Here is a 23,692-nt window from a genome sequence, read left to right as displayed (position 1 = left end):
ATCCTTGTTGTATTAAAAACTTTTATATCTTTGCCGCATATTCAAAACTTATATTTTCACTTCTCACAATAAGTTTTGATAAGCTAAGCTTGTCAGAATAGTATTAACGATAATATACTATTAATGGAAAAGCGTAGATTAAGTTTCTGGCAAATCTGGAACATGAGTTTTGGATTTCTCGGAATTCAGATGGGTTTTGCCCTTCAAAATGCTAACGCAAGTAGAATTCTTCAAATTTTTGGAGCTGATGTTCATGAACTATCTTGGTTTTGGGTCATCGCACCTCTCATGGGACTCATTGTTCAGCCAATTGTTGGACATTATAGCGATAAAACATGGAGTAAATTAGGAAGAAGAAAGCCTTATTTTTTGGTTGGTGCTATTTTAGCATCTATTGGTTTGGTGCTTATGCCTCAAGCTGATATGTTTATTGCATTTTTGCCAGCACTATGGGTTGGAGCAGGAATGTTAATGATTATGGATGCTTCTTTTAATATTGCCATGGAGCCTTTTAGAGCTTTAGTTGGAGATAATTTAAGAACAGACCAACGTACTGCAGGATTTAGTATTCAAACAGCTCTCATCGGTTTTGGTGCTGTTATCGGTTCATGGTTGCCATATGCCTTAACCAACTGGTTTGGTGTTTCAAATGAAACTGACGCTGGGATTGTACCAGAAAATTTAATTTTATCTTTTATCATTGGAGCTGTTGTTTTAATTATTTCAATTTTAGTTACAGTAATTACCACAAAAGAATATTCACCTGAAGAACTTAATAGTTTTGAAGACGAACATTTGGGGTCAGAATTATCAAAAGATGAATCTGAGCAGGAATCTAGTTTACTCGATATTTTTGAAGACTTCAGAAAAATGCCAACAACAATGCGTCAATTAAGTTGGGTACAATTCTTTTCTTGGTTTGGACTTTTTGGTATGTGGGTTTTTGCAACTCCGGCTATTGCGCAACATATCTATGGTTTGCCGTATACGGATAGCAGCAGTTCAACATATCAAGATGCAGGTGATTGGATTGGAATTCTTTTTGGAGTTTACAATCTTATATCCGCATTTTATGCATTTGCGTTGCCATATATAGCAAAGAAAATTGGAAGAAAACGCACACATGCTATATCTCTAATAATTGGTGGATTAGGTTTACTTTCTATCTACATTATGCCAGATAAAAATTGGTTAATAGTCTCTATGGTAGGTGTTGGTATTGCTTGGGCTAGTATTTTAGCTATGCCTTATGCAATTTTGGCTGGTTCAATTTCACCAAAAAAAATGGGTGTTTATATGGGAATATTTAATTTTTTCATTGTAATTCCTCAAATTATTAATGCCTTAATAGGCGGACCACTTGTAAAATACGCTTATAACAATCATGCCATATTCGCCTTGGTTATGAGCGGCATAAGTTTTTTAATTGCAGCAGCATTAGTATCAAAAGTAAAAGACGTCGATGACGTTGTTCAAAATTAGTAAAAATGAACAAAAAAGGATTTATATTCGATTTAGATGGTGTCATTGTAGATACTGCAAAATATCACTTTAAAGCTTGGCAAAAATTAGCTCAAGGTTTAGATATTAACTTCACAGAAGAAGAAAACGAACAATTAAAAGGTGTTAGCCGTGTTCGTTCTCTAGAAAAAATATTGGCTTGGGGTAATAAAACCATATCGCAAGAATTGTTTAATGAACTTATGGGTAAAAAGAACGAAGAATATTTGGGCTATATAGCTGAAATGGATAAGAGTGAAATTTTACCAGATGTGCCACGAGTTTTAAATTTTTTAAAAGAACAAAAACAGCCTATTTCATTAGGTTCTGCAAGTAAAAATGCCAGAACAATTTTAGAGCGTGTTAATATAATGTCAGATTTTAATGCTATAGTAGATGGTAATGACGTTACAAAAGCCAAACCAGACCCAGAAGTATTTTTAATTGCTGCAAAACAAATTAATATAAAACCAGAGGACTGTATTGTTTTTGAAGATTCAGTTGCAGGTGTTGAAGCGGCTAATACAGCTAATATGATATCTATTGGTATTGGTAGTAAAGAGGTTCTAGGGCACGCAAAATATGTATTCAATGATTTTACTGAAATCTCAGATGATTTTATAAAATCTTTAATAGAAAATTAAAAAGAAGTAAGACGTCTCAATTAGAGACTTTTAAATAATATTATAATGAACCTAGATTATATCATCCCAAATAATTGGTCTATCTTAGAAGAAGGATTCGACCCAGATCAGGTTAAAGCATCAGAAAGTTTATTTAGCATCGGAAATGGTGCCATGGGACAACGTGCTAATTTTGAAGAACACTACTCAGGCCCCACTTTTCAGGGTAGTTATATTGCCGGAGTTTACTATCCAGACAAAACCCGAGTAGGTTGGTGGAAAAATGGTTACCCAGAATACTTTGCCAAAGTTTTAAATGCACCTAGCTGGATAGGTATAGATATCAATGTCAACAATGAACAACTCGATTTATTTACTTGTAAAAAAGTAGAAAATTTCGGTAGGGAATTGAATATGAAAGAAGGTTGGCTGTCTAGAAGGTTTAAAGTAACACTTAAAAATAATTTAGAATTACAAATTGAAACCAAACGTTTTTTAAGCTTAGGCTTGGATGAAGTTGGTGCCATTGAATATGCTGTAACACCGTTAAATTCTAATGTAGATTTAGTTATTACACCATATATAGATGCAGGTATAACTAATGAGGATTCCAATTGGGATGACGCTTTTTGGAATATTTCAAATTTAACAGTTGAAAATAATCAGGCTTTTATAGAAGCGCAAACTATGAAAACAAATTTTCATACGTGTACCTTCATGCAATCCGAGTGTTTTATTAATAATCAAAATATTGGTTTACAACCTCAAGTTGAAAAAACGGATAACAAAATCAGTTTTATTTATAAAACTTCAATCAATCAAAATGAAACGTTTACCATTCATAAATTTGGTGGTTATACGGTAGATAGAGATCATAATAAAAATGAATTAGTTGAGGCTGCTAAGTCCACTTTAAGTAAAGCAACAACTGCAGGTTTTGCACAATTATTAGAAAACCAAAAGCAGGCTTGGGCTAAAATTTGGGATATGGCAGACATTACCATAGAAGGCGATGTAAAAGCACAACAAGGTATACGTTTTAATATTTTTCATCTTAACCAAACGTATTCAGGTACAGATGCAACTTTAAATATAGGACCAAAAGGATTTACAGGAGAGAAATATGGAGGAAGTACCTATTGGGATACTGAAGCGTATTGTATTCCTTTTTATATGGCAACTAAAGACCAAGAAGTGGCCAGAAACCTTTTGACTTACAGGTATAAACATTTAGAAAAAGCCATTGAAAATGCTGAGAAATTAGGATTTAAAAACGGAGCTGCATTGTATCCTATGGTTACTATGAATGGTGAAGAATGCCATAACGAATGGGAAATTACTTTTGAAGAAATTCATAGAAATGGCGCCATTGCGTTTGCCATTTTTAACTATTACAGATATACTGGCGATTTTAGTTATATACCAGAAATGGGACTCGAAGTTTTAATCGGTATTGCACGTTTTTGGCATCAAAGAGCTAACTTCTCTACCAATAAAAACAAATATGTTATTCTTGGTGTAACTGGTCCTAATGAGTACGAAAACAATGTAAATAACAATTGGTACACTAACTACATTGCTAAATGGTGTATCGATTATACATTGGAAACAATTGAAAAAGTAAAAGAAGGTCATAGTAACGATTTTGAAAGAATCTCTGGTAAAACAAAGATTTCACATGAAGAGTTAGCACTTTGGAAAAAAGTGGCAGACAATATGTATTTTCCATATTCTGAAGAAGAAAATGTATATCTTCAACAAGATGGTTTTTTAGATAAAGAATTAATTACAGTTGCAGACTTAGACCAATCACAACGACCAATTAATCAAAAATGGTCTTGGGATAGAATTTTACGTTCACCATATATTAAGCAAGCAGATTTATTACAAGGGATGTATTTCTTTGAAGATAAATTTACGACTGAAGAATTAGAACGTCATTTCGATTTTTACGAACCATTCACGGTTCATGAAAGTTCATTGTCGCCATGTGTACACAGTATTCAAGCTGCAAAATTAGACAGAATGGACCAAGCGTATACGTTTTATTTAAGAACATCGCGTTTAGATTTAGATGATTATAATCACGAGGTTCACGAAGGTTTACACATTACCTCAATGGCTGGTACTTGGATGAGTATTGTTGAAGGTTTTGGTGGTATGCGTGTTAAAAATGACACCTTATCTTTTGAGCCTAAAATACCTAATCAATGGGAAGGCTATTCGTTTAAAGTGAACTTTAGACATCAAATTATCACTGTAAGTGTTAGTCAAAACGAAACACAATTTATATTAGAAGGTGATAAAGACTTAACCATTTATGTAGATGGAAAAGAAGTTTCAATTAGTCCTAATAATAGGGTTACTGTATAATTTAGAAGACCTAGCAGGTTTTAAAACCTAGCAGGTCTAAAATATGAATTGAATATCCTGCAAGGTTTCAAAAACCTTGTAGGTATTTGTTTAAGATTACTACCGACTTGTTTCATTTTTAAAATAAATTACAATGAAAACACTAAAACTAATTCTAATAACGCTTCTAGTTGTAACTGTGTTTTCATGCCAGGAAACCACATCTAAGGAAAGCGTAGTTTCAGAACCTGTAGCTGAAATCCAAAACGATATTGAAAAAGTTGAGCCACCTCATTGGTGGACAGGTTTTAAAAATCAAAAATTACAATTACTGGTAAAGCATCCAAATATTGGCAGTGCAATACCAAAAATTAATTATTCAGGAGTTAGAATAGCGGAAGTTCATAAGGCAGATAGCCCAAATTATCTGTTCTTAGATTTAGAGATTTCCGAAACGGCAAAAGCAGGACAATTCAATATTAGATTTCAGCTTGAAGATGCTTCAGAATTAATTCAAACTTACGAGTTAAAATCACGAGAAAAACCAGCTGAAGATTACATTGGTTTTGATAGCTCTGATGCTATTTATCTTATTACACCAGACCGTTTTGCAAATGCGAATCCAAAAAATGATGTAGTAGAAGGATTACTTCAACAAGGCATAGATAGAACTGATGGTTATGCCAGACATGGCGGAGATTTAGAAGGCATAACTAACCATTTAGATTATATTGAAAATCTTGGGTTTACGGCTGTTTGGCCATGCCCTGTTTTAATAAATGACATGCCAAGTGGCTCGTATCATGGTTATGCCATGACAGATTTCTACAAAGTAGACCCTCGTTTTGGTACCTTAAAAGATTATAAAGAATTAGCCAATAATCTAAGAACTAGAGACATGAAATTGATTATGGACCAAGTTGCTAATCATTGTGGTTTAGAACATTGGTGGATGAAAGATTTACCGTTTAAAGATTGGGTAAACTACCAAGAACTTTATGAAGAAAATAAAGACAATTGGGATTGGAAAACAACAAAAACGTCTAACCATAGAAGAACGACAAACCAAGACCCTTACGCTTCTAAAAACGATTACTTAGAAATGGCAGATGGTTGGTTTGTTTCTAGTATGCCAGATTTAAATCAGCGTAATCCTTTTATGGCAAATTATATTACGCAGAATAGTATTTGGTGGATTGAAACTTTAGGATTAGGTGGTATTAGACAAGATACATATCCATATCCAGACAAGGCTTTTATGAGTAATTGGGCAGGAGCCATTATGAGCGAGTATCCAAACTTTTCAATTGTTGGAGAAGAGTGGAGTTACAATCCGTTGTTAATTGGGTATTGGCAAGAAGGCCATGAAAACAATGATAAATACGATTCTAATTTAAAATCGAGTATGGATTTTGCCATGCAAAAAAACATTAGTGATGCTTTAAATGAAGAGGAATCTTGGGATAAAGGTTTGGTTAAAATGTACGAAGGTTTAGCTAACGACTTTGCGTATACATCACCAAAAGATATTATGGCGTTTACAGATAACCATGATATGAGTCGTGTTTTTACACAACTAAAAGGCGATGTTGTAAATACTAAAATGGCTTTAAGTTACCTTTTAATGATGCCAAGAATACCGCAAATTTATTACGGTACAGAAATTCTAATGGACGATTTTGAAAAGCCTGGAGACCATGGATTAATAAGAACAGATTTCCCTGGAGGTTGGCAAGGTGATAGTGTTAATGCATTTACAGGAGAAGGCCTTTCTGACACTCAAAAAGACATGCAGTTGTTTTTAACTAAAATATTGAATTATAGAAAAACCAGCGAAGCTTTACATAACGGTAAAACACTTCATTTTGCACCTAAAGATGGAATTTATATCTTAGCAAGAATTGTTGATAATGAAACAGTTGTGCATATTATTAATAAAAATAAAGAAGCTCAAGAATTAGAATTATCAAGATTTGAAGAGTTAGGTTTAAGTGGTAAAACACTGACTAATATTATTTCAAAGGAAACGCTAATTTGGAATACTAGTATGACTTTAAATGAAAAAGGCAGTACAATTTTAACTACAAAAACGCAATAATATGAGAACTATTTTACTGGTATTATGTGTTAGTTTATTTATGTTTTCATGTAAAAATGAATCAAAAACAGAAGAACCAAATACAGATGAAACAGAAACAAATGTTGCGCCATTAAACTTTCAACATTTAAAAAGTGCAACACTCTTCAAAGGCGAAGTTCATAGAATTGATAGTTTTCCATCCAACTATATTGTTCCAAGACCAGTCGATGTTTGGTTACCAGAAAGCTATATAGAAAGCAAAAAATACAATGTATTATATATGCATGATGGCCAAATGTTATTCGATTCATTAACTACTTGGAACAAACAAGAATGGAAAGTAGATGAATGGGCAAGCCAATTAATGGAAGAAGAAAAAACTGAAGACTTTATAGTTGTTGCAGTTCATAATATAGCAGAACTTCGTTGGCAAGATTTATTTCCTCAAAAAGCATTTAATTATATAAACGAAGCTACTAAAGATAGCTTAAAAGACCTTTCAGGTTCAAAGGATTTTAAACTCAACGGTGATAATTATTTAAAGTTTATCATCGAGGAATTAAAGCCAGAAATAGATAAAAAGTATTCCGTTTATACAGACAAGGAAAATACGTTTGTCATGGGCTCAAGTATGGGAGGCTTAATGTCTATGTATGCCATTTCTGAGTATCCAGACGTCTTTGGAGGTGCAGCTTGTTTATCAACACATTGGCCAGGAGCAATGCCAACGGAAAATAATCCGTATCCAATAGGAATTTTTAAATACATGGACGCTAATTTACCAAAAGCTGGTGAGCATAAATTGTATTTTGATTATGGTAATGAAACCTTAGATCAATATTATCCGCAATATGCACCAAGAGTAGATGAGATTTTAAAAGCTAAAGGTTATACAAGTTCTGATTCTAAAAACTTATTTTTTGAAGGGACTGACCATTCAGAAAACTCTTGGAATAAAAGATTAGACCAGCCATTAGTATTTTTATTACAAAATAGTAAGCATCGAAACAACAAGCCTAATGTAGGATTTTAATAACCATTTAGACTTCTAAAATTTAAAAATGAAAAACATTAATTTATTTATAGCAGCCCTCTTTTCATTTGCGTTTTTATCTGCCCAAAACTCTAACCGTGTTTTTAAAAGTGCAGTAAAACAAGGTTTAGATTTAAAGATTGAAGTTAACGATGGCTATTATTTAATAAAACCATATTCATCAAATATTATTGAAACTACCTTTGTACCAACAGGCGAATATTTTAAAGTAGAATCACATGCTGTAGTGGCTAAACCATACAATTCTTATTTTGAAATGACAGATAGAGGAAATGATATTCTATTAAAAACAAAAGGGCTTTATGTAAGTATTACTAAAAGCCCTTTTCAAATTTCATATTATTATAAAGACAAATTTATTGTTTCAGAAAAGGAAGGTTATGTAAAAACTGACAGTTTAGAAACTATAGATTTCAATCTTACAAAAGATGAAGTTTTATATGGTGGAGGCGCAAGAGCATTAGGAATGAATCGTCGTGGCAATCGACTACAATTATACAACAGAGCACATTATGGTTACGAAACACATAGCGAACTGATGAATTTCACCATGCCAATTGTAGTGTCTTCCAAACAGTACATGTTGCATTTTGATAATGCGCCAATTGGTTTTTTAGATTTAGACAGTAAAGGCGATAATTCATTAAAATATGAAACCATCTCAGGCCGAAAAACCTACCAAGTCATTGTTGGTGATTCTTGGTTAGATATGATGGATGTTTATACCGATTTAACCGGAAAGCAACCAATGCTGCCACGTTGGGCTTTGGGTAACTTTTCTAGCCGTTTTGGGTATCATTCTCAGCAAGAAGTTGAAGAAACCATAGCTAAATTTAATGATGAAAAAATTCCGGTTGATGCTATAATTCTAGATTTATATTGGTTCGGAAAAGAACTAAAAGGAACCATGGGAAATTTAGAAGTCTTTAGAGATTCTTTTCCAGATTTTGAAGGCATGGTAAAACGTCTCAATGATAAAGGAGTAAAAACGATTACCATTACAGAGCCTTTTATCTTAACGACATCTAAGAAATGGGATGAAGCGGTTGAGAAAAAGATTCTGGCAAAAGACTCTGTTGGGAATCCGGCGAAATACGACTTCTATTTTGGCAACACAGGACTCATAGATATATACAATCCTGATGGCGAAAAATGGTTTTGGAACATCTATAAAGATTTAGCGAATAAAGGTGTTGCAGGTATTTGGGGAGATTTAGGAGAACCAGAAGTACATCCAGATTGGGTACAGCATAAAACAGGTAGCGCAAATGAAGTTCATAATATATATGGACATGATTGGGCACGATTGATTTTTGAAGGCTACAAGCGCGATTTCCCAGATACAAGACCCTTTATTTTAATGCGTGCTGGTTACTCTGGCTCGCAACGTTATGGTATGATTCCATGGTCTGGAGATGTTAACAGAACTTGGGGAGGATTACAAAGTCAACCAGAGATTGCATTACAAATGGGAATTCAAGGATTAGCATACATGCATAGTGATTTAGGTGGTTTTGCAGGTGCAAATTTAGATGATGAATTATATGTGCGATGGTTGCAATATGGCGTTTTTAATCCAATTTATAGACCTCATGCACAAGAAGACGTGCCAAGTGAACCCATTTTTAGAAGCGAAAAAGCGAAAGCATTAGCTAAACAAGCTATTGAATTACGTTATAAATTATTACCATATAATTACAATTTGGTTTATGAAAACAACCAATTTGGAAAGCCGTTAATGCGACCATTGTTTTTTGAAGAATCGGATAATGCAGATTTGTTCAATTACTCAAAAACTTATTTATGGGGAAATGACATTTTGGTATCACCAGTTTTAGAAGCAGAAATTACAGAACAAGACGTTTATTTTCCAGATGATAATGTTTGGTTCGATTACTACACCGATGAAAAGATAAAAGGAGGACAAACAAAAACGGTAAAATTGAATGAAAGTTCAATTCCTACTTATGTAAGAGCTGGTGCATTTATTCCAAATACAAATGTGGTTCAAACAACAGAAGAGTTTGAAGATACACACTATAAAATTGATTACTATCACGACTCTTCTGTGTTAACATCCAAGAGACAAATTTATAGTGATGACGGTAACTCTGCGAAAGCAATAAAAAATAAAGATTTTGAGGTTTTAAATTTTGAAATGACCACTAGAGGTTCTAAATTAGAATTTAAAATCACAGATAAAATAGGAACGAATTTTAGTCCTAAATCACGTGTTTTTTATTTAACAATTCATGGATTAAAACATAAACCAAAACGAATTACTGTTGGGAGACATGACGCTTTTGATTGGTCTGAAACTTCAAAAACAGCTCGAATTCCTATTGAAAGAAATACAGGTGAAACTTCAGTAATTACGATAAAAATTAAAAATTAATCCAAATGAAAAAGATTAAAAGCATTACAATACTATTGGTTGTCTTAAGTTATTTTGGATGTAAAAACGAGACCAAAGAGCCTATACAAAAACAAGAAATTAAAACCCAAATGAAGAAAAAAGAAGTCGTATATCAAGTCTTTACAAGACTCTTCGGAAATACAAATACTACCAATAAACCTTGGGGAACACTTGAAGAAAATGGTGTCGGAAAATTTAATGATTTCACGGATTTAGCTTTAAATGAAATTAAAGATTTAGGCGTAACGCATATTTGGTATACAGGAGTTCCACATCACGATGTGATTACGGATTATACTAAATATGGTATTTCTAATGACGATCCAGATATTGTAAAAGGAAGAGCTGGTTCACCATATGCTGTTAAGGATTATTATAATGTTAATCCAGATTTAGCCGTTAATGTAGACAACAGGTTAGAAGAATTTGAAGCGTTAATTGAGCGTTCTCATAAAGCAGGCTTAAAAGTGATTATTGATATTGTGCCAAATCACGTCGCACGTAATTACCAAAGTTTGTCAAATCCAAAAGGTGCTTCAGATTTTGGAGCAGAAGATGATAAAATAAAAACCTACGACGTTAACAATAACTTTTATTACAATCCAGGTGAAGCGTTTAAAGTGCCAGAATGGAAAAATGGCTACCAACCTCTAGGAGGAGAAAAAACAGATTTAGCAGATAGTAAGTTTGAAGAAATTCCTGCAAAATGGACAGGAAACGGTTCTAGAGCATCGCAACCAGATATGAATGATTGGTATGAAACTGTAAAAGTTAACTACGGAATCAGTCCAGACGGTAGAAAAGATTTTGATGAATTGCCAGATGGATTTGATAATGAAGATTATAAAAAACACTTTGAGTTTTGGAAAGATAAAACCGTGCCAAGTTCTTGGATAAAATTTAAGGATATCGCTTTATATTGGACAGCAAAAGGCGTTGATGGTTTCCGTTACGATATGGCAGAAATGGTACCTGTTGAGTTCTGGAGTTATATGAATTCGCATATTAAAATGAAAAATCCAGAGGCTTTTTTATTAGCTGAGGTTTATAACCCAAGTTTATATAGAGATTATATTAAACGAGGAAAAATGGATTATTTATATGATAAAGTTCAACTTTATGATACACTTAAACACGTCATGCAAGGTCACGGAAGCACAGATAATATTCCACCAATTTTAAGTGATTTAGGCGATATTGAGCATCATATGCTTCACTTTTTAGAAAACCATGATGAGCAACGTATTGCGAGTCCAGAATTTGCTGGTAGTGCAATAAAAGGAAAACCAGCAATGGTAGTTTCTGCAACATCTTCTACAGCACCAACCATGATTTATTTTGGTCAAGAATTTGGTGAGCCAGGAGCAGAAGATTTAGGTTTTGGAGACCCAAGCCGAACCTCTATTTTCGATTATGGTTCAGTGCCAAGTATGGTGCGTTGGGTAAACAATAAAAAGTTTGATGGTGGTCAGTCCACAGCGGATGAAAAAGCACTTCGTGATTTCTATAAACGCTTACTGAACTTCACAATCAATAGTTCGGCTTTAATGGGAGACTATCAAGATATTCAGCATTACAATCACCAAAACACAGAATGGTATAATGATAAAGTGTTGTCTTTTGTACGTTGGAGTGACGATGAAAAATTAATCATTATTTCAAACTTTAATGCAGATAATACTTATGGTTTTGAGTTGCAGTTACCAGAAGATTTAGTTCAGAAATTAGAACTTAAAGATGGTGAATACCAAGTAAAAGACCAATTGTATAAAACTTATACTTCAACTTTAAAAGTTGAAAATGGTAAAGCTGAGGTCAGAATAGATATCAAACCATTAGAGTCATTTATTTTAAAAATTAATTAGCACTACGCTGTCCTGCAAGGTTTCAAAAACCTTGTAGGTATTAAAAGTTTATTTAACCAAAAAGACAGCCACTTACTTGAACAATACTTATGAAAAAACTAATTTTATTAACCCTAATCCTAATTACTTTGAGCTGCAAAAACAAGGACGCGGAAAACAAGATTGCTGCTGTAGAAACAGAACAAACTATAGAACCACCTTTTGTTTGGGAAGGTGCAAACCTCTACTTCTTACTAACAGACAGATTTAACAGCGGAAAGTCTGAAAATGATACCAATTTTAACAGGACAAAGAAACCAGGGAAATTGAGAGGTTTTCAAGGTGGTGATATTAAAGGTATAACGCAAAAAGTAAAGGAAGGCTATTTTTCAGATTTGGGTATTAATGCCATTTGGATGACACCAATTGTTGAGCAAATCCATGGTGCAACTAATGAAGGTACGGGTTTAAGCTATGGTTTTCATGGCTATTGGACTAAAGATTGGACTAAAATTGACCCAAACTTCGGTACCAAAGAAGACCTACACGAGCTGGTAAAAGAAGCTCATGCTAAAGGCATACGTATTGTTTTAGATGCCGTTATAAATCACACAGGTCCAGTTACCGACAAAGATCCAGTTTGGCCAGAGGAATGGGTGCGTACAGACCAGCAATGTAGTTATGATAGTTATGCCAATACCATAAGCTGTACGTTGGTAGCTAATCTACCAGATATTAGAACAGAAAGTAACGACGATGTTGAATTACCTCCACAAATGGTAGAAAAATGGAAAGCCGAAGGTCGTTATGAGCAAGAGGTAAAAGAACTAGATGCGTTTTTTGAGCGTACTGGTTACCCAAGAGCACCACGATTTTATATTATGAAATGGCTTACTGATTATATTATAGAATTTGGAATTGACGGTTACAGAGCCGATACTGTAAAGCATACCGAAGAATATGTGTGGACCGAATTTAGAAAGGAGTGTGATTATGCTTTTGCAGAATACAAAAAGAATAATCCCAAAAAAGTATTAGATAACAATAATTTCTATTTAGTTGGAGAAGTTTATAATTACGGTATAAGTGGAGGTCAATTCTTTGATTTTGGAGATAAAAAAGTAAATTATTTCAATCCACCAAGTTTTCATAGTTTAATCAATTTTGAGTTTAAATGGAACTCAAAAGAGATGGATTATGAACCCTTATTTAAAAGATATTCTGATATTTTAAATGGAGACTTAAAGGATTTTGGAACACTAAATTATTTAAGCTCTCATGATGATAGCAGTCCGTTTGATGCAGAAAGAAAAAAGCCATATGTAACAGCCAATAAGTTATTGTTGTCTCCAGGAACTTCGCAAGTATATTATGGAGGTGAGTCGGCAAGACCATTAATTATTGAAGGTACAGAAGGTGATGCCACATTACGTTCTTTTATGAATTGGGATGCTATTAAAAATGATGCTAGAACAAAAACCATTTTAACACACTGGCAAAAATTAGGCAAATTTAGAGCTAAGCATCCTGCGATTGGAGCAGGTGTGCATCAAATGATAACTGAAGCACCTTATTATTTTTATAGAAGCTATCAAAAAGGCAATTTTAAAGATTTAGTGGTTATTGGTTTAGAACTTGAAAAAGGGAAAAAGGTGATTGATGTTTCTAAAATTTTTGAAGATGGTGATGTTTTGCATGATGCTTATTCAGGAGAAACTGCAACAGTTGAAAATGGAACCTTAACTATTACGTCAGAATTTGAAATTGTGCTGTTAGAAAGAAAATAATCAACTAATATCCTATTAGGTTACAAAAACCTTGTAGGATTATTTAAAAAATATAGAAGAAACACCCCTAAAGTCCCTTCAAGGGGACAATTGTCCTATTCATCTGAGTGCATTGTCTCCTTGAGGGGACTTTAGGGGTGTAAACTAAACATAAAGTGAAGAAATCAAGATCTAGCAGTTTTTTCAAACCTAGCAGGTCTCTAAAAAAAAGCTTAATAATAAACTAAAATTAGCCTATTAGATTTTGACTTCGACTGCAATCAGTCTCTCGTAAAATTTAATAGGTTTAAAATATATACAACATGAAAACCTACATTTCAATATTAGCAATTGCATTAGCATTATTCTCATGCAATTCTGAAGAAAAACGAATCACAGAAATTAAATCACCTAATGAAAAAGTGGTCGTTAATTTTAATGTTAATAATGAAGGTCGTCCGTTTTACGTCCTAAGCTTCAACAATAAAAAAGTTGTAGATACGTCTTATTTAGGATTCGAATTTAAGGATGCACCAGCTTTTAATAAGAATTTCATTATTAAAAACACAAGCACTGCAGATTTCAATGAAACATGGCAAATGCCTTGGGGAGAACAGTTAGATGTAGTCAACAATTATAAAGAATTAAAAGTTGAACTTCAAGAAAAAACTTCGCCAGAACGCTTTTTAAATATCATTTTTAAAGTCTACGATGATGGTATTGGATTTAGATACGAATTCCCAGAACAAGCAAGATTAAGAGGTGAGGTTTTTATCACAGAAGAGCATACTGAATTCAACCTAACAGAAGATTATAAAACCTTTTGGATTCCTGGAGATTGGGATATTTACGAACATTTATATAACACAACAAACCTTTCTGAAGTTGATGCTTTGCAGTATGCAAATCATAAAAATTTAGCACAAACTTATATACCAGAAAATGCGGTTAATACACCTGTAACTATGGTTGGAGAAGATGGAATACATCTTAGTTTTCATGAAGCTGCTTTAGTAGATTATTCAGGTATGACGTTAAAAGTTGACACTAAAAATCTCAATTTAAAAAGCAATTTAGTAGGTTCGGAAAACACCGATTATAAGGTGAAGAAAACCATGCCGTTTAATACACCTTGGAGAACCATTCAAATTACAGATAACGCACCAGATTTAATTGAGTCTAAGCTTATTGTTAATCTAAATGAACCAAATAAACTTGGTGATGTATCTTGGTTTAAGCCAATGAAATATACAGGTGTTTGGTGGGAAATGCATTTAGGTAAATCCTCTTGGGACTATGGAATGACGCAAGATATGAGTACATGGACAGATGGAGGGAAATCCCATGGACATCATGGTGCAACAACAGAAAACGTAAAGAATTTTATTGATTTTTCAGCAAAGAATAATATTGGAGGTGTTTTAGTTGAAGGCTGGAATACAGGTTGGGAACATTGGATTGGTTTTGAGGATAGAGAAGGCGTTTTCGATTTTGTAACACCTTATCCAGATTACGATATAGATGAAGTTGTGCGTTACGGAAAAGAGAAAGGGGTTCAGATTATAATGCATCATGAAACTTCTGCAGCAACAGAAACTTATACTAAACAACAGGATACGGCTTATGCATTAATGCAGAAATATGGGATGCATGCCGTAAAATCTGGCTATGTGGGTAAAATTTTACCAAAAGGTGAATATCATCATGGACAATATATGGTGAATCATTATAATAATGCTGCCATTAAAGCGGCAAAATATGAGGTTGCGGTTAATGCGCATGAGCCAATAAAAGCAACAGGATTACGTAGAACGTATCCTAATATTATATCGAGAGAAGGTTTACGAGGACAAGAATTTAATGCTTGGGCAAGTGATGGAGGTAATCCGCCAGAGCATTTGCCAATCGTTGCTTTTACCAGAATGTTATCTGGACCAATAGATTTTACACCAGGTATTTTCAATATAAAATTCGATGAATATAAAAAGGATAACCAAGTAAATACAACCATTGCACAACAATTAGCCTTGTATGTGGTGATTTATAGTCCTGTACAAATGGCAGCAGATTTAGTAGAGCATTATGAAGCTAACCCTGAGCCATTACAATTTATTAAAGATGTTGGAGTAGATTGGCAAGAAACCAAAGTTTTAAATGGAGTAGTAGGTGATTATGTGACTATTGCGAGAAAAGAAAGAGAAACAGGTCATTGGTTTGTTGGAGGAATTACAGATGAAAATTCTAGAACTCTGCAGCTAGATTTTAGTTTTTTAGATGATAATGAAACTTATGAAGCCATAATTTATAAAGATGGTGAAAATGCACATTGGGATGACAATCCATTAGATATTGAAATAGAGAAAATAGAATTAAAAAAGGATTCAAAATTAACTATAAAACTTGCCGAAGGTGGTGGATTTGCTATAAGTTTATTAAAGAGGTAGTGGTTAACTATTTAATAAAAATAAGAACGTAAGTAATTCTTTTTTATACCGACTATGTTTAATATTTGTAACTTTGCTTATATAAAAATTTCTCTTTTTTGGATATTAACGATAACATAGAATCTCCAATTGAAGTTAAAATTAGCTTTAATAAACTATTAAATAAATACGAGAATTTAATAGAAGACGACAATGATTACATTGTTGCCAATGCTCGTCGTGTGTTAAAAATCGCAAAAAAAAATCCGATTCTAAGAGATGGGTTTAGTGATTTTAAGACTTTTAAAACTCATGAGAAAGAGATAAACGGTATTCTACAAGATACGTTTAGTCCTATTCTTACTAAAAATGAGATTAAAACGGCCTCAATTCCTTATCATCATTATACTTTTAATTCATCAGAACGTTTTAAAAATATATTAAAAACAGCTGGTGATGATTTTGAATTAGAAATGAAAAATATGCCTGATGACCAAAGGTATATTATTACATGTGCTATTATTCTTAACGTTTGTTATGGCTATAATATAAATTTTAAACGTCCATTTTATTACGAAATTCCAGACGCTAATGGTATAATGCGTTATTACAAGATTTTATATAACGCAGATTTTACAGAAATATCTCCTAAAGAAAATGCACCTAAAATTACTCAAGAAGATTATAATGAGTTATTAGATAATTTTGAAAACATAGAGTTGTGGAAAGAAAAATTTCCACCTCAAAGTTATATGTTTAAAGGATTTGTAATTTCAAATATTTTTGATGTAACCGATGATCAGTCTATTTCTAACATAAAATCGAGTCTTATAGGAGAAAAAAAGAGAAAAGACGAAAGCTTTATGGACGGTTTTCAAGAAATTTTTCAATCCTTATTTGGTTTAAAGAATATTAGAGTAGGTTTTTCTATATATAATGCCGAAGAGGACGTTTTTGAAAGGGTCTATGGAGTAGGTATGAATAGCTTTTTGCTTAATGATTTAGAAAGTAAAAATTGTTCTGATGCGCTCTGTAAATGGTCTTATAATAAATTACTACTTGAGAACGAATACTTTTCGGTCTCAGACGTTGATAAATCGTTTAAACGTTCTAAAGGTAAAGCTCCTCATATCTTAGTATTGCGCGATCAAGGTTTTAAAAGCGCCATATTTGCACCAATAGCTAATGATGATGGTTTAATGGGTATTTTAGAAATTGTATCAAAAGAACCTAAAATTTTAAATAGTATTAATGCTAATAAATTGGTAGATGTAATGCCATTTATAGTAACGGCAGTAGAACGCTCTAAAAATGATGAATCTAATTTAATTGAGGCTATTATCCAAAAAGAATGTACATCAATACATTCTAGTGTACATTGGAGGTTTAAAAAAGAAGCTAGAAGTTTTATAAAAGACCAAATGAATGGTAAGAAAGCTAGTTTTAATAAAATAGCTTTTGAAAATATTTATCCTTTGTATGGGCAGATAGATATAAAAGGGTCCTCTGAAGCAAGAAATTGGGCGACACAGCAAGATTTATCTATGCAATTAAATGCTGTAAAAAGGATTTTACAAAATGCTTCTAAAATTGAAGTACTGCCAATATACGAACAATATATCTATCAAATAAATGACTATTTAGAAGCTATTGAAGCGCATTTTCAAGTTGATAGCGAGCATCAAATTTCAGAATTTATAAAGAATGACATTGAACCTATTTTAAAACATCTCTATATTGTTGATGACCTAAAAGAACAAATAGATGTCTATTTTAAAAGAGTGGATGATCGTACAGATGCACTATATCACCATAGAAAGCATTATGATGACACTATTTCTTTAATTAATAAAGAAATGGCATCCTTGTTAGATCAAAAACAAGAGAAAGCACAACTTATGTATCCGCATTATTATGAGCGTTTTAAAACGGATGGTGTAGAACATAACATGTACATTGGAGAGTCTATTACAAAAGAAGATAGTTTTAATCCTATTTACCTTTATAATTTGAGATTATGGCAACTCCAAGTTATGGTAGAAATGGAAAATGCTTATTACCAAATGAAATCTGATTTTCCGGTAGCATTAGATGTAGCTTCAATGATTTTGGTATTTAACCAACCATTATCTATTAGTTTTAGAATGGATGAAAAACAGTTTGATGTAGACGGAACATATAATGCAAGATACGAGATTGTAAAAAAGCGTGTAGATAAGGCTTTTGTAAAGGGAACGGAAGAACGCGTTACTCAAAAAGGAAAGATTAGTATTGTTTATTCTCAGAAAGAAGATGAAAGAGAATATCTAAGATATGTAAAATTTTTACAAGCAAAGAAGTACTTAGGCGATGATGTAGAAATTGTAGAACTCCAAGATTTACAAGCTGTAACAGGTTTAAAAGCTATTAGAGTCAATGTGTTATACCATAAAGATAAGGACGATAAAGCTTTCTATACTTATGATGATTTAATGAAAGAAATTAAAGCTTAAGTTAAGGTAGCGCTGAGATTGGGGGTTCTACACCTGCAATTTGAAAAGCTGCAGCAAAGGCAATTACACTCACAATTATACCAACAGCAAATACAGTATACGTAAGTCGTAATATTTTATATTTTCTGTTTAATACAAGACCTAGAAAGTACAAATCTTTAGTTAATGAGCCGTAGAGATATTCTTTGTCTTGCATCATTTCTTGCATAGCCCATTCAAATTCATGGAGTTTCATTTTATGGAAATTTCCAAAGAATAATAAGTTTACTTTTTTATTGGCAACATCTTCCTTTGTGAATTTTCCGCTTGTAACATTTGGTCTTGTTGCTATAACAGATAAAACTATAGATATAACAGTAAATAAAGCAAAAATAAAGGTTGGCCAAATTAAATAATTATTTGTTGGATTATCTAGTTTAGATACTAAATTAGATAACACTAAAGAAATTATAATTGCATTTACAGATAATAAAATATTAGCTTTTGTGTCTGCAATGTCACTTAGAGTAATGTGGTTTCTCAGGGCAACTCTAAACATAGTCTCAATACCACGATCTGGCAAATCTAACTTTTCTTTTTTAAAGTTTAATTCTGCTTTTTTCTGTTTTAATTTTTGGGTATTCGTTTTAACCTTGTTTTGGTTTTTTAAAAGGCTAGCTAGATTTTTGCCTTTTCGTTTTTCCCATTTTTTAGTTGCTAAATCGGTATGAAAAGTATGGTTGGTTAAAAAACGAATATTTTCTTGTATCCACTCTGATTTAGATACTTTTTTACCTAAGGTTAATTCCCATTCTTTTCTAAGTAAAGCAGCATAATCATTATAATTTTTACTCGATAAATGAGCGCAATCAGCATCTCTAATAAAACCCTCAAGTTGGGTTTTTGGCTGATAATCCATTTCAGTAGCAAGGATAATAGCAGAAATGGCGTCAATTTTTTCTTTAGAGATATTATGAGATTCTAAAAACTCAGTGGCTATTTTTACACTCTCTTTTTCGTGATTTTCAATGGTTTTTGTAAACCCAGTGTCATGAAACCAAGCTGCAATTAACAATTGTTCTTTTTCAGTATCACTTAATGGAGTTTCTGCTAAAAGTTCATTTATTTTATCTACAACACGCTGTGTATGAGCAAGGTTGTGATACACAAATGAGGCGTCTAAATTATTATTTAAATAAGATATAACGTATTTTTCTGCTTCTAGTATTGTGTTTTCCATATGCTATAAATATGAATCTAATTTAAGAGTTTTTAGCTTTATAAATGAAAAATTAGCCGTCTCAATTTAAGTTATTTAAAGTGCAAGTTAATAAATACTTTTTGGACTATTATTAACACGAGGTTTTTCTAAAATAATCACATATTGTCCTATTTTTTTAATAGCATGAAGATTAGAACTATTAATTTGTATTTTTGATAACCAACCCTGTTTTTTATGAAGTTAGTATTTAGGTTCGCTTTTTTTTTAGTTTTACTTTTTGGTTTCAATGCTTGTGCAACACTAAAAAAACAAGTTGTTTTAGGTTCTGAAAAACCGTTACCAATTAATAAAGAAATAGAGCACAGTTTTTACTTAATTGGTGATGCTGGTAATTCTGATCTTAGCGAAAGCTCCCAAGCTTTAAAAGCATTTAAGGCAGAATTAGAAAGGGCAGATAAAAATAGTACTGCTATTTTTTTAGGTGATAATATCTACCCAAAAGGTCTGCCTAAAGAATCTTCAGAAGGGTATGAGTTAGCAAAGCACAGAATCCAAATTCAAACAGAAGCTGTTAAAAATTTTAAAGGCGAAACTATTTTTATTCCAGGAAACCATGATTGGTATTCTGATATTAAAGGTTTAAAAAACCAAGAGAAAATAGTAGAAAAAGCACTTGGTAAAGATAGTTTTTTACCTGAGGATGGTTGTTCAATAGATAAAATTCATATTTCAGATGAAATTGAACTGATTTTAGTAGATACACATTGGTACATCAATAATTGGAATGACCAACCAACCATAAATGACGACTGTGATATTAAAACAAGACAAGGTTTTTTAGATGAGTTTAGTAGCTTAGTGAAAAAGGCCAGAGGTAAAACAACCATAATTGCACTACATCATCCAATGTTTACAAATGGTTCTCATGGAGGACAGTTTAGTTTTGGAAGTCATATGACACCAATCCCAGTGCTAGGCACTCTTAAAAATGTGATTAGAAAAACAAGCGGTATTGCAAATGTAGATCTTCAAAATCATTATTATAATGAGTTACAAAGTCGTTTAGTAACGTTAGCACAAGTTAATAAAAAGGTAGTCTTTGTCTCTGGGCATGAGCATAACTTACAATATTTAGTTGAAGATAATTTACACCAAATAGTGTCAGGTGCTGGCTCTAAAGTTTCGGCTGTTCGTAATGTGGGCAGTGGTGTTTTTGGTTACGGAACTCTTGGTTATGCTAAACTAATTGTATACAAAGATGGCTCAACACACGTGTCTTTTTTCTCTGCCGATAAGGACGCTGTTGTTTTTGAAACAGAAGTGTTTCCAGAAAATAAGCCAGAAACACCAAAAGAATACAAAGAGAATTATGCGTCTCATACGTTGGCTTCTATTTATTCTGAAGACGAAACTGATGTTAGTGGTTTCGGTAAATTTATTTGGGGAGAACGTTACAGGAAACAATACAGTACCAAGGTTAAGGCTCCAAATGTTAGTTTAGACACCTTGTTTGGAGGATTAATTCCTGTTAAAAAAGGAGGAGGAAATCAATCTAAATCGTTACGATTAGAAGATAAAAACGGTACACAATATGTTATGCGAGCCGTCCGTAAACAAGCCCTTCAATATTTGCAAGCTGTCCTTTTTAAAGATCAATATATAGAAGGTCAGTTTAATGATACAGCAACTGAAGCTTTAATTTTAGACGTATTTACAGGTTCTCATCCGTACGCTCCTTTGGTTATTGGTGATTTAGCTGATGCTATAGGTGTTTATCACACAAATCCTGTTTTGTATTTTGTGCCTAAGCAAGAACGATTAGGACAATATAATGATGAATATGGCGATGAACTTTATATGATTGAAGAACATACTTCAGAAGGTCATAGTGATAAAGCTAGTTTTGGGTTTCAAAATAAATTATTATCCACAAACGATATGATGAAAAAAATCCATAAAGACGAGGATATTAAAATAGACGAAGCAGCTTATATAAAAGCGAGATTATTCGATATGCTTATTGGAGATTGGGATAGGCATCAAGACCAATGGCGATGGATTGAGTTTAAAGAAAACGGAAAAAAAATATACAGACCAATGCCAAGAGATCGTGATCAAGCGTTCTCCAAAATGTCAGATGGTTTTCTTTTAGGGACAGCAGTTAAATTAATGCCAACGGCTCGTTTGTTGAGAAAATATTCAGATGATTTGGTAGATGTAAAAGGCGTTAATGTGGAGCCTTACCCTATAGATATGGAGCTTATTTCAGAATCAGGAAAAGCTGTTTGGGATGCTCAAGTAAAACATATTCAACAGAATATTACAGATGATATTATTGAAAAAGCATTTTTAAACATGCCAGAAGAGATGCAAGGTAATACCGTAGAAGATATTAAGAAAAAGTTGAAAGCAAGACGTGCTAATCTTCAAAATATATCTAATCGATATTTTGAATTAGTAAACAAGTATGCTGTAATAAAAGGAACAAATAAAGATGATTGGTTTGATATAGAACGTATGCCAAACGGACAAACTAAAGTTACAGCCTATCGCATAAAAAAAGGAGAGAAGAAAGATAAGTTTCATGAGCGTATATACCATAGAAATGAAACAAAAGAAATTTGGATATATGCTTTAGACGATGATGATGTTTTTGAAGTAAAAGGGGAAGGCGAAAATTTAATAAAAGTGATACTAATTGGTGGCCAGAATAACGATAAATATATTATTGAAAACGGCAAGCGTGTTAAGTATTACGATTATAAATCAAAGAAAAATACAATTGTAACAAATAAAGGCAATAAAAAGTTTTCTGATGACTATAAGACAAATGTTTATGATTATAAAAAGTTAAAAAATAGCACCAACCAAATCATTCCTTCTATTGGTGCAAACCCAGATGATGGCTTTAAATTTGGGTTTGTGGATGTTTATACAACCTATGGTTTTGAGCGCAATCCATTTACAACGCAGCACCAATTTTCAGCATCTTATTATTTTGCAACAGAAGGTTTTGAATTAAATTATACAGGTGAATTTGCTAATGTCATTGGTAATTTTAATTTAGGTTTAGACGCTCGTTTTACGAGTCCTAATTATGCTTTTAATTTCTTTGGAAGTGGTAATGAATCTTTAAACCCAGAAGCAGAAAAAAACGATGGGTTAGATGTAGGCTTAGATTATAATAGAGTAAAATTAAGAACTCTAAAATTTGAACCATCCTTAAAATGGAATGGTAGATATGGTGCAAGCTTTAAATTCGGATTAACTTATGAAGCTATTGAAGTAGAAGATACCGAAGGCAGATATATTAATGATGTAGTAATAGGCGATAATACTGAAGTTTCAAATAATTTTTATGGTGCAGATGCAACCTATCAATTTATTAATTCAGATAATGAAGCGTTTCCTACCTTAGGAATGTTATTTAGTTTACAAGCTGGATTTAGAAATAATACAGATACCTCAAAAGGCTTTGGTTATCTTATTCCAGAACTAGGATTCGATTATAAATTAGTGCCAAATGGTCAATTGGTTTTAGCGACTAAAATGAGTGGACATTTTAACTTGGGTGATAATTATGAGTTTTATCAAGGTGCAACAATAGGCGCAGATAACGGTTTGCGTGGTTACAGAAATCAAAGATTTAATGGTAAGAGTGCCTTTGTTCAAAGCACCGATTTACGGCTAAATTTAAGAAAAGTGCGCACAAGTGTTATGCCATTAAAAATTGGCTTATATGGTGGTTTTGACTATGGAAGAGTTTGGATAGATAACGAAGATTCTAAAACTTGGAATACATCTTTAGGAGGTGGCGTATTTGCTAATGCTGCAGATTTATTAACACTAAACTTATCTGCTTTTAATAGTGATGAAGGTCTGCGTTTGGCTTTTAGATTGGGCTTTGCATTTTAAACATCTGGTCATCATAAAAATAAAAT

12 protein-coding genes are annotated in these 23,692 nt (G+C 32.7%); 11 read left to right on the top strand and 1 reads right to left on the bottom strand.

Annotated elements, in window-relative coordinates; all coding sequences use genetic code 11:
- Positions 1–123 precede the first annotated feature (123 nt).
- From HNV10_RS00995 to HNV10_RS00950, 10 genes are all read left to right on the top strand, one after another.
- Entirely contained in the window at positions 124–1,482 is a 1,359-nt protein-coding gene (locus HNV10_RS00995) for an MFS transporter (protein ID WP_173299469.1), read from the top strand.
- Between the two features lie 5 nt (positions 1,483–1,487).
- The gene (gene pgmB / locus HNV10_RS00990; protein ID WP_173299468.1) at positions 1,488–2,144 is read left to right on the top strand and encodes a beta-phosphoglucomutase; all 657 of its coding nucleotides are present in this window, start codon (positions 1,488–1,490) and stop codon (positions 2,142–2,144) included.
- A 45-nt stretch (positions 2,145–2,189) separates the two neighbouring features.
- Positions 2,190–4,496: a glycoside hydrolase family 65 protein gene (locus tag HNV10_RS00985; RefSeq protein ID WP_173299467.1), complete on the top strand. Its 2,307-nt coding sequence runs from the start codon at positions 2,190–2,192 to the stop codon at positions 4,494–4,496.
- 133 nt (positions 4,497–4,629) lie between these two features.
- Positions 4,630–6,573, top strand: a complete 1,944-nt coding sequence (locus HNV10_RS00980; protein WP_173299466.1) for a glycoside hydrolase family 13 protein — start codon at positions 4,630–4,632, stop codon at positions 6,571–6,573.
- A 1-nt stretch (position 6,574) separates the two neighbouring features.
- Positions 6,575–7,588, top strand: a complete 1,014-nt coding sequence (locus HNV10_RS00975) for an alpha/beta hydrolase (RefSeq protein WP_173299465.1) — start codon at positions 6,575–6,577, stop codon at positions 7,586–7,588.
- Between the two features lie 28 nt (positions 7,589–7,616).
- Positions 7,617–10,004, top strand: a complete 2,388-nt coding sequence (locus tag HNV10_RS00970) for a TIM-barrel domain-containing protein (protein ID WP_173299464.1) — start codon at positions 7,617–7,619, stop codon at positions 10,002–10,004.
- Positions 10,005–10,009: 5 nt separating this feature from the next.
- Complete coding sequence (locus HNV10_RS00965) at positions 10,010–11,890, top strand: alpha-amylase family glycosyl hydrolase (protein ID WP_173299463.1); 1,881 nt, start codon at positions 10,010–10,012, stop codon at positions 11,888–11,890.
- An 89-nt stretch (positions 11,891–11,979) separates the two neighbouring features.
- Positions 11,980–13,656 carry an alpha-amylase family glycosyl hydrolase gene (locus HNV10_RS00960; protein WP_173299462.1) on the top strand — a complete coding sequence of 559 codons (1,677 nt, stop codon included), beginning with the start codon at positions 11,980–11,982 and terminating at the stop codon, positions 13,654–13,656.
- Between the two features lie 302 nt (positions 13,657–13,958).
- A complete protein-coding gene (locus tag HNV10_RS00955) occupies positions 13,959–16,079 on the top strand; it encodes a glycoside hydrolase family 97 protein (protein WP_173299461.1) in 2,121 nt (706 codons plus the stop codon).
- Between the two features lie 98 nt (positions 16,080–16,177).
- Positions 16,178–18,550, top strand: a complete 2,373-nt coding sequence (locus HNV10_RS00950) for a GAF domain-containing protein (protein WP_173299460.1) — start codon at positions 16,178–16,180, stop codon at positions 18,548–18,550.
- 1 nt (position 18,551) lies between these two features.
- Here the strand turns inward: HNV10_RS00950 and HNV10_RS00945 are convergent, their stop codons facing one another.
- On the bottom strand, positions 18,552–19,769 hold the full coding sequence (locus tag HNV10_RS00945) for a Pycsar system effector family protein (protein WP_173299459.1): 1,218 nt from the start codon (positions 19,767–19,769) through the stop codon (positions 18,552–18,554).
- Between the two features lie 216 nt (positions 19,770–19,985).
- Between HNV10_RS00945 and HNV10_RS00940 the strand changes: the two genes are divergently transcribed.
- Complete coding sequence (locus HNV10_RS00940) at positions 19,986–23,666, top strand: metallophosphoesterase (protein ID WP_173299458.1); 3,681 nt, start codon at positions 19,986–19,988, stop codon at positions 23,664–23,666.
- Positions 23,667–23,692: the final 26 nt, after the last annotated feature.

Origin of the sequence: Winogradskyella litoriviva (assembly GCF_013249065.1) — a bacterium.
In the GTDB taxonomy this organism is placed as follows: Bacteria; Bacteroidota; Bacteroidia; order Flavobacteriales; family Flavobacteriaceae; genus Winogradskyella; species Winogradskyella litoriviva.
Note: the sequence above shows the minus strand (reverse complement) of the source record. Positions and strands in the feature narration are given on the sequence as shown.